The following is a 17250-nucleotide window of genomic DNA, read 5'->3' as shown; positions in this document are numbered from 1 at the left end:
GCAGTTCCTCTACCAGGGCAAGAACCCCAGCGCGGGCGGCGACTACAACCTCCTGCCCTGGCGCCCGGGCCTGCTCACCCTGCAGAACTGACCCACCCGCCGACCGTATCCACCACCTGGGAAACCCCGGCCGCACACCCGGCCGGGGCCCGGCACGTTGTGAGCGCTGAAAACACACGGAGAGGCTCTGACGAGAATGCCAAGATCAACTCTTCGCGCCCTTTTGGTCGGCGCGCTCGGAATAACCACCGCGGTCATGCTGACGGTGTCGCCGGCCTCGGCATCCAACGAGGTGGTCCAGAAGTGGCTGACGACCTCGGACCTGAGCCAGCATCTGGCGCCGCAGGGCGACCTGGGCTTCTCGGGCTCGTCCGGCTCGGGAACCATCAGCGTCGACGACACGCAGACGTACCAGACCATGGACGGGTTCGGCGCCGCGATGACGGACACCTCGGCGTGGCTGCTGTCCACCAAGCTGAGCGGCACCGCGCACACGGGTGTGATGAACGCGCTGTTCAGCCCGAGCCAGGGCATCGGCATCAGCTGGCTGCGGGTCCCCATGGGCGCCTCGGACTTCTCCGCGACCGCGAAGCCGTACTCGTACGACGACAACCTGTCGGCGTCCACCGGCACGACCGTGGGCGTGGGCTCCGGTCGCTGCCTTGACGACACCGGCAACACCGCGAACGGCACGCAGCAGTACATCTGGGACTGCGCCGCCGGCAACGCCAACCAGCAGTACACGTACACCAGCGCGTCGGAGCTGCGCATCGCCGGCAAGTGCCTGGACGCCAACGGCCAGGGCACCAGCAACGGCACCAAGGTGATCCTCTACACCTGCAACGGCGCGAACAACCAGAAGTGGACGCTGGGCATCGACGGCTCGATCAAGGGCGTGCAGTCCGGGCTGTGCCTCGACGTTTCCGGGGCGGCGACCGCCAACGGCAGCCTGGTCCAACTGTGGGCCTGCAACGGCGCGAACAACCAGAAGTGGACCCGGCCCGACCCGACGCTCGCCAACTTCTCCATCGCGCACGACCTCGACTACATCATCCCCGACCTGAAGCAGGCCGCGGCCCTCAACCCGGCCGTCAAGCTCATGGCCAACCCGTGGAGCCCGCCGGGCTGGATGAAGTCCAACGGCCAGATGAACAACAGCAACCACACCGGGACGCTGCTCTCCTCCAGCTATGGCCCCCTCGCGCAGTACTTCGTGAAGTTCCTCCAGGCCTACGCCGCGCAGGGCGTCCCGTTCTACGCGATCACCCCGCAGAACGAGCCGTCGTACGCCACCGCCTATCCCGGGATGGACTTCAGCGAGCAGAGCGAGGCGAACTTCGTCGCGAACAACCTCGGACCGGCGCTGGCGCAGGCGAACCTGTCGCCGAAGGTGCTCGGCACCGACTTCAACACCGACCAGCTCTCCGGCTACGCGGAGCCGCTGATGAGGGACGCGGGCGCGAGCAAGTACCTGGCCGGCACCTCCTGGCACTGCTACGCGGGCAACCTCGCCGCCATCTCGACGATGCACACGGACTTCCCGGGCAAGGACAACTACGAGACCGAGTGCTCCGACGGCATCGACCCGCAGAACGCGATCGAGACCTTCATCCAGTCCACCCGCAACTGGTCACGCGCCGCGACCATGTGGAACATCGCCCAGGACCAGAACAACGGCCCGGTGATCCCCGGCGGCTGCGGAGCCTGCACCCCGCTGATCACCGTGAACCAGAGCACCGGGAACGTGACCTACAACGCCGCGTACTACTCGGTCGGCCACTTCAGCAAGTTCGTCACGCCCGGCGCCGTACGCATCGCGTCGACCACCTCGGCGAACCTCGACGACGTCGCGTTCAAGAACCCCGACGGCTCGATCGCGCTGGTCGTCTACAACAAGTCCACCTCCGCCCAGTCGTTCAGCACGAGCTGGAAGGGCCAGACCTTCAGCGACTCACTGGCCGCCCACGCCATCGCCACCTACAAGTGGTCGCCGGCGTGACGGTGGCCCCCGTGACGGTGGCCGGCTCGACAGCGGCCGCCGCCGGTCGGCGCTGAGCCGCCGTCCCGGCTCCCGGCGAGCGCTCGGCCTGCCGCCCCCGGCAGGCCGAGCGCGTCGTCCGCGTGTCACACGCGTGCGCACGTGTGCGGGCGGGCCCGGCCGTCGGTGCGCCGTGGCGCTCCGTTCAGCCCGGCAGCGGGAGCTCGGCCCAGATGGCCTTGCCGGTGGCGGTCTGCCGGCTGCCCCAGCGTTCGGCGACCTGGGCGACGAGCAGGAGCCCGCGTCCGCCCTCGTCGAAGATCCGTGCCCGCCGCAGGTGCGGGGCGGCGCTGTTGGCGTCGGACACCTCGCAGATGAGCGCGTTGGCGCGGATGAGGCGGAGCTGGATGGGTGCGTGGCCGTAGCGGATGGCGTTGGTGACCAGTTCGCTCACGATCAGCTCCGTGGCGAAGGCGAGCTCGTCCAGTCCCCAGGCGGCCACCTGTTCCACCGCCATCCGGCGGGCCCTGGCGACGCCCGCGGGATCGGAGGGCAGTTGCCAGGTGCGTACCCGGTCGGCGTCCAGGGCGTGGCTGCGGGCCAGGAGCAGAACGATGTCGTCCGCCGCCGGGGCGGGTTTCACCTGTCGCATCACGTGCTCGCAGGTGTCGTCCAGGCAGTCGGCGGGGTCGCGCAGGCCTTCCCGCAGGAGGTCGAGGCCGACGTCGATGTCCCGGCCCGCGGCCTCGACCAGGCCGTCGGTGTACAGGGCCAGTACGCTGCCCTCGGCCAGTTCGACGTCGACCGCTTCGAAGGGCAGGCCGCCCAGCCCCAGCGGCGGGCCGGCGGGCAGGTCCAGGAACCGGGCGGTGCCGTCGGGGTCCACCACGGCCGGCGGCGGATGGCCGGCCCTGGCCATCTGGCAGCGGCGGGTGACCGGGTCGTACACGGCGTACAGGCAGGTCGCCCCGACCTCTCCCGTGGCCTCTCCCACCCGCTGCCGGACGTCCGGGCCCTCCTCCCGGTCCAGCCGGAGCACGAGGTCGTCGAGTTGGGTGAGCAGTTCGTCGGGGGCGAGGTCGACGTCGGCGAGGGTCCGCACCGCGGTCCGCAGCCGGCCCATCGTGGCCGACGCGTGGATGCCGTGTCCCACAACGTCGCCCACCACCAGGGCGACGCGCGCCCCGGACAGCGGGATGACGTCGAACCAGTCACCGCCCACCTCGCTGCCCGACCCCGCGGGGAGGTAGCGGGCGGCGAGGTCCACGGCCGCCAGTGCCGGCAGCCGCTCGGGCAGCAGGCTGCGCTGCAGGGCGAGGGCGGTGCGCCGCTCCCGCGTGTAGCGTCGGGCGTTGTCGATGCTCACCGCCGCTCTGGCGGCGATCTCCTCGGCGAGCAGCAGGTCGTCCCGGCCGAAGGCGTCGTCGGTTCGGTGCCGCAGGAGGATCACCAGGCCGAGGGTGACCCCCCGGGCGCGTAACGGCACCAGCATCAGCGAGTGCACCCCGTGCCGTCTCATGCTCTCGGCGCGGGCCGGGGATGCCGCCATCCACTCGCGGACTGCCGGGTCGCCCATGCCGTGCCGGGTGCCCAGCCCGGTGACCAGCGCCCGGACCGGCGGGGAGCCCAGGGGGTACACATCGGCCGTGCCGGGCGGCACGACCGATTCGGGGCACCCGGGGAGCACCGAGCGCTGCGCGGCACGGTGGAAGACGACCGGCCCGGCCGGGGACACCGGATTCGGCTCGTCGCCCTGCGCGACGGACTCCAGCAGGTCCACGGTCACGAAGTCCGCGAACCCTCCGACCGCCACCTCGGCGAGTTCCTCGGCGGTCTTCGACACGTCCAGCGTGCTGCCGATACGCACGCCGGCGTCGTTGAGGACCGCCAGGCGGCGCCGGGCCCAGTACTGTTCGGTCGTGTCGACCACCAGGGCCGACATGCCCTGCACCGTGCCTGCCCCGTCCTTCAGCGGCGACATGAAGATCGACCAGGCGTGATCGCGGACCTCGCCGGTCGCCCGGCTGGGTTCCTGCTCGCGGTAAATTGCCTCACCGGTGCTGATGACTTGCCGCTGCAGGCGGTCGATCTCGGTGTGGGAGGCCTGGATCTCCGACACGGTCAGGCCCCGCATCTCCTCCGGAGGCATGCCCATGGCGATGCTCATGGCCTGGTTGCACGTCACGAACCGCGCGTCGCTGTCGTAGACGGCCACGGGCAGGGGCAGCTGCGCCAGGGTCATGTCCCACAATCGCGCGGCGGCCGCGTCGCTCGGACCGGCCGAGTACGTCGCCGCCGCCCCGCTCAGGAGCCAGTGGCTCTCCCCGGTCGGGTGGGCCAGCGGCGTTCCCTGCAGATGCCCGGCGACCCGGTACCCGTCCCGGTGCCGCAGCACCACCTGGCTCGTCCACGGCAGGCCGGCGGACATGTGCCCGCGGGCGGAGGCGGGCAGCTCCGCGGCGAAGAGATTGTCAGCGCTCACACGCAGCAGTTCGTGCGCCTTGTAGCCGAGCACTCCCTCGACGGCGGCGCTCCAGGCCACGATCCCACCATGGGCGTCGACCACGATCCTGAAGTCCGTGGAGACCGCTCCGCCCTTCGCATCTCCTGTGGCGACGGGCTCATCGTCCATGGGGGCTCGTACCTCATTCCTGCCGGCGCCGCGCGTGTGAGCAACAAGGCGGCCATGACCTTAGCATTCCGCTGCGGTACACCCCCCTGCAACCGGCAATCCGGCATGTCGGCCGCCGGCCCCTCTCCCCCGCGGATACCGGTGGCGGCGGCCGGCCGGACCCGCGCGGTCCTGGCGGTCCGTCAGCCGCCGCGGCCGCCGCCCCGCCGTCCCGGAAGGCGTCCTCGCCGGATAACCTGTCCACATGTCCCCCCGACCCGCCGGATCGCGCCCGACCCTGTCACTGGTGGCCAAAACCGCTGGTACGAGCGTGCCCACCGTGTCCAAGGTGCTGCGCGGCGGAACCGACGTCTCGGCCGAGACGCGCGCGAAGGTCATGGAAGCCGTGCAGGCCGTCGGCTACACCCGCAGGGCCGGATCCAAGATCGAGAACGTGCGGGACGAGAGCGGCTTGTCCAATGTGCTCGATCTCGTCGTCACCCACCTCGAGGGGTCATGGGCGAACCTGGTGATCGCCGGGGTCGGCCGGGAGGCCGCGGCGGCCGGGCTCGACGTCGTGCTGACCCTCGCCGAGCCGGACACCGACTGGGTGTCGCGGGTCCTGCGAAGGCGCACCGTCGGCACCATCGGGACGCTGGTCGACCCGGCCTCGCGGCAGTTCAACGCGCTGTCCGCCGCGGGCGTCCCCGTGGTGCTGATCGACCCGATGAGCGCGCCGCCGTCGGGGGTGGCGAGCATCGGCGTGGCGAACTGGGACGGCGGCCGTATGGCGGCCGAGCACCTCGTCTCCCTCGGGCACACGCGGATGGGGGTCGTCGCGGGCCATGCCCGGCATCTGTTCAGCCGGGCGCGCGTGGACGGCTTCCGTGCGGCGGCCGACACGGCGTCCGCCGGAGGTGCCACGGTGTCCGTGGCCTACGGCGGTTGGAACCGCGCCAAGGCGGTGACCGCCACGCACACCCTGCTCGACGGTGACTCGGGGATCACGGGGATCTTCGCGTGCACGGACTCCATGGCGCTGGGCATCTACGACGCGCTGGAGGCCCGGGGCCTGCGCATTCCCGAGGACGTGAGCGTCGTCGGCTTCGACGACCTGCCCGAGGCGCAGTACATCAGTCCCGGGCTGACGACCGTCCGGCAGCCCAGCGCCGAATTGGGTGCCACGGCGGTCAAGCTGCTGATCGAGCTCTCCCGGAGCGAGGACGGCGGCACCCGCCCGCCCGCCCGCATGGAGCTGGCGACCGAGCTGGTCGTGCGTGCCTCCACCGGCCCCGCCTCGGCGGCCGGGGCGTAACCACCGACGACGCGCGCGGGCACGTCCCGCTCGGTCCACGCCGCCGTTTCAGCGCTGCTGTGTCGCCACCACCCGCAGGACGAGGCGGCTCGGGTGGGCGGGGCCGTGGCGGACCGTGCAATGCGCCACGGTGGGCTCCGCGCTCCCCCCGGCCGGCTCGAAGACGTTCCGGCCGATGTCCCAGCGGGGCGAGGAGCTCGGTGCGATGTCGACGCGCACCCGGTGGCCCGGCAGGAACGTGTGCGCCGTCGACCAGAGGTCCACGGCGAACTCCTGGTTCCGGCCCGGCTCGACCGGTCGCCTCGCGCCGCGGCCCGTGACGGGGTCGACGAGCCGCGCCGATCCTCGCTGCACGCCGTCGGCGACGACAAGGCTGCGCCCGTCCGGATGCTCGTCGCACAGGCGTACGACCACATCGGCGTCCGTTCCCGTGGTCGTGAGGTGGACGACGGCGCCGACCGGGCCCATGACCGTGAGCTCCTCGCCGAGCGGCTCGGTGCGCCACGACACCACGTCCTGCCGCCGCTCGACCGGCGCCTGGTCGGCGGGCCCCGACTCGTACGGCGCGAAGAGGAGTACCGCGCCGCCGCGCGTCGGGACCGGGGACGCCGGATCGCTGATCAGGCGCCGCTCGCCGGGCTCGGGCGGGCCCGCCGTGAGGGACCCGCCGGCGCTCAGGTACAGCGGGAGCGTCCGCGTGCCGGGCGGGGGGAACTCGTCCGACGTCACCCACCGGTTCGAGCCCGTCACGAACACGCGGACCGGCGGCGTGTCCGCGGCACCCGCACGAAGGGCGGCGTCGAACCAGCGCACGTGGTACGCGGTGAGGTCCACGCCGCCGCCGAGGTCGTCGACGGACGAGCCCGGCCCGAAGTCCACGCCCGCCGTCCGGCCCGACATGTTGTCGTGCGACCAGGGGCCGACAAGGAGACGGGGCGCCGGCGCGCCGGTGTCCTTCGCGCGGCGCAGCAGACGCCGGTAGATCTCCAGGGTCGATCCGAGGAAGACGTCGAACCATCCGCCGACGAGGAGGACCGGGACATCGATCGCCTCGATCCGCCCGGCGATCTTCCCGGCCCGGTGCTGCGCGGACTCGAAGGGTTCCCGCAGCCGGTCCAGGCCCCACACGACGATCGCCTCGGCGTCGGCCGGCGCCTGCAGGGCTCCGGCCCGGAACGCGTCCCCGTTCGCGATCGCCCGCTCGGTCGCCTCCCACCGCTTCCGCTCGGCCTCCCGTTCGGCGGCGGAGCCGATGCGCGTCATCAGGTCCGGGGCGATGGCGTAGTGCGACCACGCGAGGGTGCTTCCGATCTCCGGCACCCCGCCGCGGAACCGGAACCCGTCGAAGGCCGACATCGCCGGCGACAGGGCGGGAGCGATCGCCCGCAGCGCGGGAGCGCCGCCCAGCAGGGCGCTGAACTGGGTTTCCGAAGCGTAGGACGCGCCCCACATTCCGACGCTGCCGGTGCATTCGGGCAGGGCGGCGAGCCACGCCACGGCGTCGGCGCCGTCGGCTTCCTCCTGCACGATGGGGTCGAAGACGCCTTCGGAGCCGTGGCGTCCGCGTACGTCCTGGAGCGCGACAAGGTATCCGGCGGCAACCAGCCGCCGCACGTCGAGCAGGCCGGCGTCCTCGTCACCGGTCACGTCATAGGGGTGCCGGGTGAGCAGGGCCGGCCACGGTCCGCTCCCGTGCGGCACCAGCAGAACGGTACGCAGCCGAGTTCCGTCGCGCAGCGCGCACATCACCTCGCGGCGCTCGGCGACCGGGTTCGGCGGATGCTGCGCCGGTTCGTCTCGATTCATGCCCGTCCCATGTCGCTTCCAGGGGGCTGGTTCCAGGTCGGTCCCGGGCGGTTCCAGGTCGGTCCCGGGCCGGTTCCGGGCCGCTTCCCCGTGGCCTCGGGTTCGCCGGCGTCCGCCCTCGTTCGGGGAGGTTCCGGCGCGTCGCCGCCGGCTGGTCCCGCGCCGCGGCCGGACTTCGCCGCGGCGCGGGTCCTGCTTCGTGCCGCCGCTCAGCGCAGGGCGATCGCCGTCCACGACACCGGCGGCAGTTCGACGGTGAGCACGCCGTCGGCGAGTGCCGCGCTCTTGTTCGCGGTCGGGGTCACCCGGTTCTGCTCGGCGAGCGTGTTCTTCGCGTACACGTCGGGGTCGGCGAGGGTGACCGCCTCGGTCACGCGTGACGAACCGAGGCCCCGCACGTCGATCGTGACCTGCGCGGCCTCGTTCAGGTCGCGGTTGACCAGGAACACCGCGGCCCGGTCCGTGTCGGCGGTCGCGACGGCGTCGATGACGGACGCCTCGCCGTGGCGCGCGGTCGAGTAGGCCGGCGCCTCGATCACGGGCCGGATCACCTCGCCCGAGGCGAGCCGGCTGGTGATCGAGAACGGGTAGAAGGTCGTCTGCCGCCAGGCCGGGCCGCCGGGCTCGGTCATGATCGGTGCGATCACGTTGACGAGCTGGGCGAGGGACGCGGAGGTGACGCGGTCGCTGTGCTTGAGGAGCGTCATCAGCAGGTTGCCTACGACGACGGCGTCCGCCACCGAGTAGACGTCCTCCAGCTGCCGGGGCGCGTGGCTCCACTCCTCGCCGACCTGCTGGGACTCCTGGTGCTCCTTGAGGTACCAGACGTTCCACTCGTCGAAGGAGATGTTGATCTTCTTGTTGGAGCGCTTCTTGTACCCGACGTGGTCGGCCGTCGCGACGACGCTGTCGATGAAGTAGTCCATGTCGAGGGCCGAGGCGAGGAAGGAGCCGAGATCGCCGTCGTGCTCCTGGTAGTACGCGTGGCAGGCGATGTAGTCGACGTAGTCGTAGGTGTGTTCGAGGACGACGCGTTCCCAGTCGCCGAATGTCCGCATGGCGGTACCGGAGGAGCCGCAGACGACGAGTTCGAGGTCCTTGTCGGCCGTCTTCATCGCGGCGGCGGTGCGGGCGGCGATCTTGCCGTAGTCGTCGGCCGTCATGAAGCCGGTCTGCCACGGTCCGTCCATCTCGTTGCCGAGGCACCACATGCGCACGTTGTGCGGCTCCGGTGTGCCGTTGGCGACGCGCATGTCCGACAGCGTCGTGCCCGAGGGGTGGTTGGCGTACTCCAGGAGGTCAAGGGCGGGCAGGATGCCCCGCGTGGCGACGTTGACCGCCAGCATCAGCTCGGAGCCGGTGAGCGTCAGCCACTTGGCGAACTCGTCGAGGCCGACCTGGTTCGATTCGAGCGAGTGCCAGGCGAGGTCGCGGCGCACCGGGCGCTTGTCGCGCGGGCCGACCGAGTCCTCCCAGCGGTAGCCGGAGACGAAGTTGCCGCCCGGGTAGCGGACGGTCGTGCTGCCGAGCTCCCTGACGAGTTCGACGACGTCCATGCGGAACCCGTCGTCGTTCGCGCTCGGGTGCTCCGGCTCGTAGAGCCCGGTGTAGACGCAGCGGCCGAGGTGCTCGACGAACGAACCGAAGGTGCGGCGTCGGACGGGAGCGATCACGGCCTGCCGGTCGAGCTCGATGTGGGCGCGGGGCAATTCAGTGGTCCTTGTCTGTGGGACGGCGCGGGACGCGCCGCGGGCCGGGCGGTACCGCCGGTCAGCGGCCTGCCCCTGCCGGGGGAGCGGCAAGGGCAGGAGTGAGGCGGGAGGGTGCGGATCCGCCGCCGGTTTCAGCCTTTCAATGCGCCGGTGAGGCCGCCGACGATCCGCTTCTGGAAGATCGAGAAGAAGACGAGGGCGGGCAGCATGGCCAGCGAGGTGAACGCGAGCACCTTCGCGGTGTCCGAGGAGTACTGGGAGGAGAACGCCTGGACGCCGAGCGGCAGGGTGTAGTTCGCCTGCGAGTTGAGGATGTAGAGCGGCAGTACGTAGTTGTTCCAGCTCCCGATGAACGCGAGGATGCCGACGGTCACCACACCGGGCAGCGACAGCGGCACCACCATGCGGAAGAAGAATCCGAGCCGGCTCGAACCGTCGATGGCGGCGGCCTCCTCGATCTCGTTCGGGATGGCCCTGAGGAACGGCACCAGGATGATGACGGTCGTCGGCAGGCCGAAGGCGATCTGCGGGAGGATCACGCCGAGCAGGTTGTCGATCAGGCCGAGGTCCTTGATCACGATGTAGAGCGGAGTGATCGCGATGACCAGGGGGAACATCAGGCCGGCCGCGAACAGGGAGTACATCGCGCCCTTGAGCTTGAAGTCGTAGCGCGCGATCACGAAGCTGACCATCAGGCTGAGGACGACGATGCCGACGGTGCTCGCCAGCGCGACGATGACCGAGTTGGCGAACTCGCCCCAGAACGTCGTCGACTTCAGGATGCCGGCGTAGTTGGTGGTCACCCAGGGGTGCGGCAGGGCGGCCGGGTTCGTGGTGATCTGCGAGTTGGTGCGGAATCCGCCGATCACGATGTACAGCACCGGCGCGACGCAGACCGCTACGAAGAGCAGCGCGATGAAGTAGGTGACGGGATTGCCCCACTTCTCCGGCCTGTCGCGGGGGTTGCGGCGGCCGGCGGGCGCGTCCGGGTCCGCGCCGGAGGACAACCAGGAGTTGGCGCTCGTCGCGCTCATCAGGCGGCTCCTTCGGTGACTGCGCCCTTGAGGTCACGGCGCAGGACGAAGCGCTGGTAGATCAGCGCGACGATGAGCGAGATCAGGAACATCACGACCGCGACGGCGCTGCCGTAGCCGTAGTTGCCCGCGTCGCGGCCCTGGGAGACCATGTAGATCGCCATGGTCGAGGTGCCCGCGGTGCCCGAGACGTACTGGCCCCAGATGATGTAGACGAGGTCGAACAGCTGCAGCGAGCCGATGATCGACAGGAACGCCCAGATACGGATGGTCGGCCCCAGCAGCGGCAGCGTGATGCGGCGCTGGATCTGCCAGTAGGAGGCCCCGTCGATCCGGGCGGCCTCGAAGAGTTCCTCGGGGATCGACTGCAGGCCGGCGAGCATCAGGATGACCGCGAAGCCGATGTACTTCCACGAGATGATGACCATCAGTGTCCAGATGGCCAGCTTGGGGTTGGCGAGCCAGTCGGCCCGCAGGGAGCCCAGGCCGATGTGCCGCAGCAGGTCGTTGATGGCGCCGTTGCTCTGGGCCATGAGGCTCCAGCCGGTGCCGACGATGACCTCGGAGATGACGTAGGGCACGAAGATCAGGACGCGGATGAGCGAGCGGCCGCGGATCTTCTGGTTGAGCAGGAGCGCGAGGACGATCGCCAGCGGGCCCTGAATGAGCAGTGAGAGCACCATGATCAGGGCGTTGTGCCGCAGGACCTGCTGGAACGCGGGGTCGGTGAGGATCAGCTTGTAGTTGTTCAGGCCGACCCAGTCCGTGGGGGCCCCGTAGCCGTGCCACCGGTAGAAGCCGTAGTAGGCGGCGAGCGCGACCGGGAAGATCACGAACGCCAGGAACATGATGATCGCCGGTCCTGACATGACCGCGATCTCGAGTCGCATCATGGCACGGCCGCGGCGGCGGGCGGCCGCTCGCGGCGGAGTCGGGGACGCGGGGTTGGCCGCGTCCCCGACTCCAGGCGTGCCCTGCGACTGGCGGCCGGTGGCCGCGTCAGTGCCCAGGGTGTCGCTCATGTCTGCCTACTCAGCCCTTCGCCGCGGCGGCGTTGGTGTCCTTGGCGACGTCGGCGGCGGAGCCCTTGCCCGCCATCAGGTTCACCACGGCGGTGTTCATGGCGTTGCCGACGTTCTGGCCATACTCGGTGTCGAGGAACTGCATGGTGTAGGCGGCCTTGTTGAACGCCTGCAGCGCCGAGATGTTGTACGGCTCGGTGACGATTCCCTGGGCGGCCTTGTTCACCGGGATCGTGACGAACCCCTTGGCGTAGGCCTCCTGCTGGTCCTTGGTGACGAGGAACTCCAGGAACCCGAAGGCCTCCTTGGGCGCGTTCTTGGACAGCGAGTACCCGCCGCTGCCGCCCATCATGGCGCTCGGGTCGCCCTGGCCGCCGGCCACGGCGGGGAAGGGGAACCAGCCGAGGTCGGGGAGCGGCTTCTGGTTCGGGGTCAGGCTCTCGATCACTCCCGGATCCCAGTTGCCCATGAGCTCCATGGCCGCCTTGTGGTTCGCGAGCAGACCGGCCGACGATCCGGCGCCCTGCTGCGCCGGGGTGGTCAGGAAGCCCTTCTGGAAGGGGCTGACCTTCAGGAAGGAAGCCAGGTCGTCGCCGGCCTTGGTCCAGCACGGATCGTCGAACTTGAGCGACTTGACGGTCCCCATCATGGTGTCCTGGCTGCACTCGCGCAGGGCGAAGTTGTAGTACCAGTGGGCGGCCGGCCAGGCGTCCTTGGCACCGACCGCGATCGGCGCCACGTTGATCGCCTTCAGCTTCGCGACATCGGCCTGGAGCTCGTCCATCGTCGTCGGCGTCGAGGTGATGCCGGCCCTCTGGAACAGGTCCTTGCTGTAGTAGATGCCCTCGGGCTGCGTGTCGAGCGGGATCGCGTAGACCTTGCCGTCGATGGTGTCGCTGGCGAGAGCCGCCGTGCCGATGTTCGTCTGGTCGGCGGCGGTGAGGGTCAGCGGCTGGAGCTGGCCGGCGTCGACCATGGCCTGCATCTTGCCGCCGCCGCGCTGCAGGAAGACGTCCGGCGCGGAGTTCGAGTTGAGCGCGGTCTGCAGCTTGCCGTCGAAGTCCTCGTTCTGGACGTACTGCATCTTGATGGTGACGTTCGGGTGCAGCGCCTCGTACGCCTTCACGGCGGCCTTCATGTAGTCCGCGCCGGGCCCGGGCGACGCGTTCTCCCAGAAGGTGAACGAGACCTTCCCGCCGGACGAACCCTTGCTGCTGTTGTCGCTGCCGCCGCCGGCACAGGCAGTGGCGGCGAGCGCGATGCCCAGGCCGATCGCGACAGCCGTCGCGCTGCGAGTTTTCCTCGTCATCGTGGAAACTCCCTGATCTGTCATGAGTGAACCAACGGGGGATAATTTGCGCAACTTAATGGCCATCGGCGAAGCTGTGGCAATGTCTACAGCCGAAAATGAACAGGTGGCAACCCCAAAGTTTTCGCAAGATGCGCAATCGTTACTGACAGGATCGGAGGGCCGGGAGGCGGTGCGCCCGGCACCTTGACACCGATTTGCCCCGCTCCCTAGGGTGCGCAGCACGTCAAGCGAGAGCGCGCCTGATCCACCCGCCGCCCCCGGCGAGCCGCACGCGCACCACGTCGCACGCACACCCCGCACCCCGCACCCCGCACCCCGCACCGCAGCAAAGGAACCGCCACCATGCGGATCGTCGTTCCCGAACAGTCGACAGCCCGCCTCTCCGACGCCTGGCGCCAATGCGTCGGCACCGGCCGGCTCGACCTCGCGCTGCGGCGTGACTACCAGGACTCGCTCGGCCTCGTGCAGCGGGAGATAGGCTTCCGGTACATCCGCGGGCACGGCCTGCTCAGCGACGCGATGGGCATCCACCGGCCGTACGAGTACGCCGGCGAGCGGCGCGTGCGGCACTCCTTCACGTATGTCGACCAAGTGGTTGACGCCTACCTGGAGTTGGGCATCGCGCCCTTCCTCGAACTCGGCTTCATGCCGTCCGGGCTCGCCTCCGGCGACGACACCGTGTTCTGGTGGAAGGGCAACATCACTCCGCCGCACGACGAGAAGGAGTGGGCGGACCTCGTCCGCGCCGTCATCAAGCACCTGATCGACCGCTACGGCGTCGAGCAGGTGCGCCGGTGGCCGATCGAGGTGTGGAACGAGCCCAACCTGCGTCCGTTCTGGTCCGCCGGCCAGGACGCGTACCACCGCCTGTACGAGGTGACCTCGCTGGCCGTCAAGGAGGTCGACGCGCAGCTCCAGGTCGGGGGCCCCTCGCTGGCGCCCGGTTACAAGGAGGGGTGGATCCAGCGCTTCGCCGAGTTCGTCGAGGCCCGTGACCTGCCGATCGACTTCGTGAGCCGGCACGCCTACTCCTCCGGCCCGGTCCAGGACGTGCCGTTCGGCACACACCAGACGCTCAGGCCGGCATCGGCGCTGCTGGAGCAGTTCGCCGCCCCGCGGCGGGAGCTGGCGGGCACGCGGCTCGCGGAGCTGCCGGTCCACATCACCGAGTTCAACTCCTCCTACCGGCCGGACAACCAGATCCACGACACCGCGTTCCACGCGGCGTACCTCGCGCCGGTGCTGGCGAACGGCGGCGACGTCGCGGACTCCTTCTCGTACTGGACGTTCAGCGACGTCTTCGAGGAGGTGGGCATCCCCACCACGCTGTTCCACGGTGGCTTCGGCCTGCTGACGCACCGTCAGATCAAGAAGCCGACGTACCACCTGTACGCCTTCATGGCCGGCATGGGCGAGCAGGTGCTCGCCAAGGGCGAGGACCACCTGGTGACGCGGCACGGCGACGGGCGCGTCACCGTGCTGGCCTGGGCGCCGGCCGACCCGGCCGGCGGCGAGCCGGTCGACGGCCACACCGTGCGGCTGTCCCTGCCCGTCGGCGCCCCGGGGGCGGACGGCACCGCCTTCGCGCGCCGCCGCTGGGTGAGCGAGGACGCCGGGAACTGCTGGGCCGCGTGGTGCGAGATGGGGCGGCCGGCGGCGCCCGGCGACCGCCTGCTCGACGCCCTGCGCGAGGCCGCGGAACCCGGCCGTTCGCACCGGAGCGTGCCGGTCGCCGGTGGGCGCGCCGACGTGGACCTGGTCCTCGGCCGCAACGAGGTGACGCTGCTGGAGCTGACCGCGGTGGTCGACGAGACACCGCAGTGGTGGAGCGAGGAGCGGCTGTTCGGCCTGGGCGTCGAGGTCTCCGACGACGCCGACGACGCCCTGCACCAGTAGTGAGCGCCGTGGCCGCCCACCCGGACGCCGGCTCGCGCCACCCCGGCGGAGAGCCGGTCGGCCGAGTCGTCATCGGCGTCCGTGCTGTCGTCCTCCCGGCCCGCGGCCCGCGGTCGGCGATCGGCGGCCGGCCGGCCGCTCACCGTCCTGGCGTGGTCGCCGCGGCGCGCCGCCAACTGGCGGGAGTGGTGCCGGTGACGGTCCTGAACGCCCGCCCGAAGGCGGAGGGCGAGCGGTAGCCGACACTGTCGGCGATGTCCTCCAGGCTGCGCCGGGTGGTGCTCAGCAGGTCGGCCGCCACCGTCATCCGGGTCCGGGTGAGGAAGTCGGCGACTCCCATGCCGGTGGCCGCGGAGAAGTGGCGGACCAGGGTGGCGCGCGAGACGCCGGCGACCTCGGCCAGGCGGGCGATCGTCCACCGCTCCCCCGGTTCGCGGACGACGGCGTCGATGACCGCCCGCAGGCCGGGGTCGACGGCCCCGGTCCACACGGGAGCGGACCCGGCCGGTGAGCCGCCGCCGTCGCCGCGCAGGACGAGTGCCAGCAGCGCCTCGCAGAGCGAGGCCAGCAGCGCTCCGGCTCCGGGGCCGTCCAGCGCCGCCTCGTTGCGCATCAGCTCCCCCAGCAGGCGCAACGGCGATCCGGCGCCGGTGCCGAAGGACGCGTGCAGGACGTCGGGCAGCCCGGCGAACAGCAGTTCCCCGGCGCCGGGCCGGTAGGCGAAGCGGCCGCAGAAGAGGTCCACGTCCGGAGCGGACGGACTGCGCAGCGTGGCCACCGACGCGCCCTCGTGCCGCTCGGCGGGCACCGCGGGCGCGTCCGCGTGCACCCGCACGCTGTGCCGCCCGGCGCTCGGCAGTACGAGCACGTCGCCCGCGCGCAGGTCCACGGCCCGCTCGCCGATCCGCACGACGCAGTGGCCGGCCAGCAGGACGTGGAACGGCACCTCGCCCGGCGGACTGGGCGGGTTGTCCAGGACGTGGCCGCCCGCCAGCAGGCAGCGCACGTCCACCCCGGCCTCCAGGCGGGCCATACGGATGAGCGTGCTGATCGCGTCCACGGCCCTCTCCTCCCCGCCCGCGTGCCCCGGGCCCAAGCCCGGGCCCGTGAGCCCATCTCGACGATAACTGATCCTTTTCCGCCTTGGAGTCTCGGCCGGTCGCGGGGATCATGGCCGTATGGAATCAATGCACGCGGAACTGCTGGTGATCGGCTTCGGCAAGGGGGGCAAGACCCTCGCGGCGGCCATGGGCCGTGCGGGGCGGCGCGTGGTGATGGTGGAGCAGTCCGCCGCGATGTACGGCGGCACCTGCATCAACATCGGCTGCGTCCCCACCAAGGCGCTCATCCACCGGGCCTCCGCCCGGCCGGACGGCGCGGATCCGCGCGCGTGGTACGCCGAGTCCGTGGCGTCGACCGCGGCGCTGACCTCCGGCATGCGTGACAACAACTTCCGTATGCTCGACACCCTCGACTCCGTGACCGTGGTGACCGGCACCGCCGCCTTCCTGGACGACCACCGGGTGGAGGTCGTGGCCGGCGCCGACCGGCTGGAGATCACCGCGGACACCGTCGTGATCAACACGGGTGCCAGGACCGTGGTCCCGGAGATCCCCGGCCTGCGCGACAGCGCGCACCTGGTCACCGGCACTGAACTCATCGCCTCGCCGGACCTGCCGCGCCGGCTCACCGTCCTCGGCGCCGGCTACCAGGGGCTGGAGTTCGCGGCGATGCTGCGCCGCTACGGAACCGAGATCACCGTCCTGGAGAGCACCGCGCGCGTCCTGCCGCGCGAGGACGACGACGTCGCCCGGGCCGTGCGCGGCATCCTGGAGGACGAGGGCATCACCTTCGTCACCTCGGCCCGCGCCACCCGTGTCGAGGACACCGGCGAGGGGGCCGTCGTGCACTACGAGCACGACGGTGTCGCGGCCACCGTCACGGCGGACGCGGTCCTCGCCGCCACCGGACGCGCGCCGAACACGGACGGGCTGCGGCTGGAGGCCGCGGGCGTGCGCACCACCGCGCGCGGGGCCGTCGAGGTGGACGAGCACCTGCGCACCAGCCGCCCGCACATCTTCGCGGTCGGCGACGTCAACGGCGGACCCCAGTTCACGTACATCTCCCTCGACGACTACCGGATCGTGGCCGATCAGCTCAGCGGTACGGGGAAGCGGTCCACGGCCGACCGGGTGGCGGTCCCGTACACGCTCTTCATGACTCCGCCCCTTGCCCGGGTGGGCCTGACGGAGACCGAGGCGCGCGCGGCCGGCCGGCCGGTGCGCGTGGCCGCCAAGGCGGTCGCGGACATGATGGCGGTGCCCCGCCCGAAGATCGTCGGCGAGACCCGGGGCATGATGAAGTTCGTGGTGGACGCGGAGACCGACGCGATCCTCGGCGCGGCGATCCTCGGGGTGGACGCGCAGGAACTGGTGAACACCGTGGCGCTGGCGATGCGCGGCGGCACGAGCGCGAGCACGCTGCGCGACTCCATATGGACCCACCCCAGCTCCACGGAGGCCTTCAACGAGGTGCTGGCCGGCCTCCGCTGAGCCGCAGGGCGG

11 protein-coding genes are annotated in these 17250 nt (G+C 71.0%); 4 read left to right on the top strand and 7 right to left on the bottom strand.

Annotation, left to right across the window (positions count from 1 at the left end; all coding sequences use genetic code 11):
* Positions 1–256 precede the first annotated feature (256 nt).
* Positions 257–1999 (top strand): ricin-type beta-trefoil lectin domain protein, encoded by a 1743-nt coding sequence (locus K7G61_RS31705; protein WP_225850516.1) that lies wholly within the window; start codon positions 257–259, stop codon positions 1997–1999.
* A gap of 184 nt (positions 2000–2183) precedes the next feature.
* Here K7G61_RS31705 and K7G61_RS31700 read toward each other — a convergent pair whose 3' ends face one another.
* A complete protein-coding gene (locus tag K7G61_RS31700) occupies positions 2184–4610 on the bottom strand; it encodes a SpoIIE family protein phosphatase (protein WP_225850515.1) in 2427 nt (808 codons plus the stop codon).
* Positions 4611–4896: 286 nt separating this feature from the next.
* On the opposite strand from K7G61_RS31700, the gene K7G61_RS31695 reads away from it, so the two are divergent.
* Positions 4897–5904 carry a LacI family DNA-binding transcriptional regulator gene (locus K7G61_RS31695; RefSeq protein WP_308190764.1) on the top strand — a complete coding sequence of 336 codons (1008 nt, stop codon included), beginning with the start codon at positions 4897–4899 and terminating at the stop codon, positions 5902–5904.
* Between the two features lie 48 nt (positions 5905–5952).
* On the opposite strand, the gene K7G61_RS31690 is transcribed toward K7G61_RS31695, so the two are convergent.
* The 5 genes from K7G61_RS31690 to K7G61_RS31670 form a co-directional block, all read right to left on the bottom strand.
* The gene (locus K7G61_RS31690; RefSeq protein WP_225850513.1) at positions 5953–7710 is read right to left on the bottom strand and encodes a CocE/NonD family hydrolase; all 1758 of its coding nucleotides are present in this window, start codon (positions 7708–7710) and stop codon (positions 5953–5955) included.
* A 209-nt stretch (positions 7711–7919) separates the two neighbouring features.
* Entirely contained in the window at positions 7920–9419 is a 1500-nt protein-coding gene (locus K7G61_RS31685; RefSeq protein ID WP_225850512.1) for an alpha-N-arabinofuranosidase, read from the bottom strand.
* Positions 9420–9553: 134 nt separating this feature from the next.
* Positions 9554–10456, bottom strand: coding sequence for a carbohydrate ABC transporter permease (locus K7G61_RS31680; RefSeq protein ID WP_225850511.1), 903 nt, complete (start codon positions 10454–10456; stop codon positions 9554–9556).
* Positions 10456–11478, bottom strand: coding sequence for a carbohydrate ABC transporter permease (locus K7G61_RS31675; protein WP_225850510.1), 1023 nt, complete (start codon positions 11476–11478; stop codon positions 10456–10458). Before K7G61_RS31675 ends, K7G61_RS31680 begins: the two co-directional genes overlap by 1 nt.
* Positions 11479–11488: 10 nt before the next feature.
* On the bottom strand, positions 11489–12787 hold the full coding sequence (locus K7G61_RS31670) for an ABC transporter substrate-binding protein (protein ID WP_225850509.1): 1299 nt from the start codon (positions 12785–12787) through the stop codon (positions 11489–11491).
* A gap of 345 nt (positions 12788–13132) precedes the next feature.
* Between K7G61_RS31670 and K7G61_RS31665 the strand changes: the two genes are divergently transcribed.
* The gene (locus K7G61_RS31665; protein ID WP_225850508.1) at positions 13133–14686 is read left to right on the top strand and encodes a xylan 1,4-beta-xylosidase; all 1554 of its coding nucleotides are present in this window, start codon (positions 13133–13135) and stop codon (positions 14684–14686) included.
* Positions 14687–14825: 139 nt separating this feature from the next.
* Here the strand turns inward: K7G61_RS31665 and K7G61_RS31660 are convergent, their stop codons facing one another.
* A complete protein-coding gene (locus tag K7G61_RS31660; protein WP_225850507.1) occupies positions 14826–15746 on the bottom strand; it encodes an AraC family transcriptional regulator in 921 nt (306 codons plus the stop codon).
* 118 nt (positions 15747–15864) lie between these two features.
* On the opposite strand from K7G61_RS31660, the gene K7G61_RS31655 reads away from it, so the two are divergent.
* Positions 15865–17238: an FAD-dependent oxidoreductase gene (locus K7G61_RS31655; protein ID WP_225850506.1), complete on the top strand. Its 1374-nt coding sequence runs from the start codon at positions 15865–15867 to the stop codon at positions 17236–17238.
* Positions 17239–17250: the final 12 nt, after the last annotated feature.

This window comes from Streptomyces sp. HPF1205, from assembly GCF_020400825.1.
Lineage (GTDB): Bacteria > Actinomycetota > Actinomycetes > Streptomycetales > Streptomycetaceae > Actinacidiphila.
This window is presented reverse-complemented; position numbering and strand designations above follow the sequence as displayed.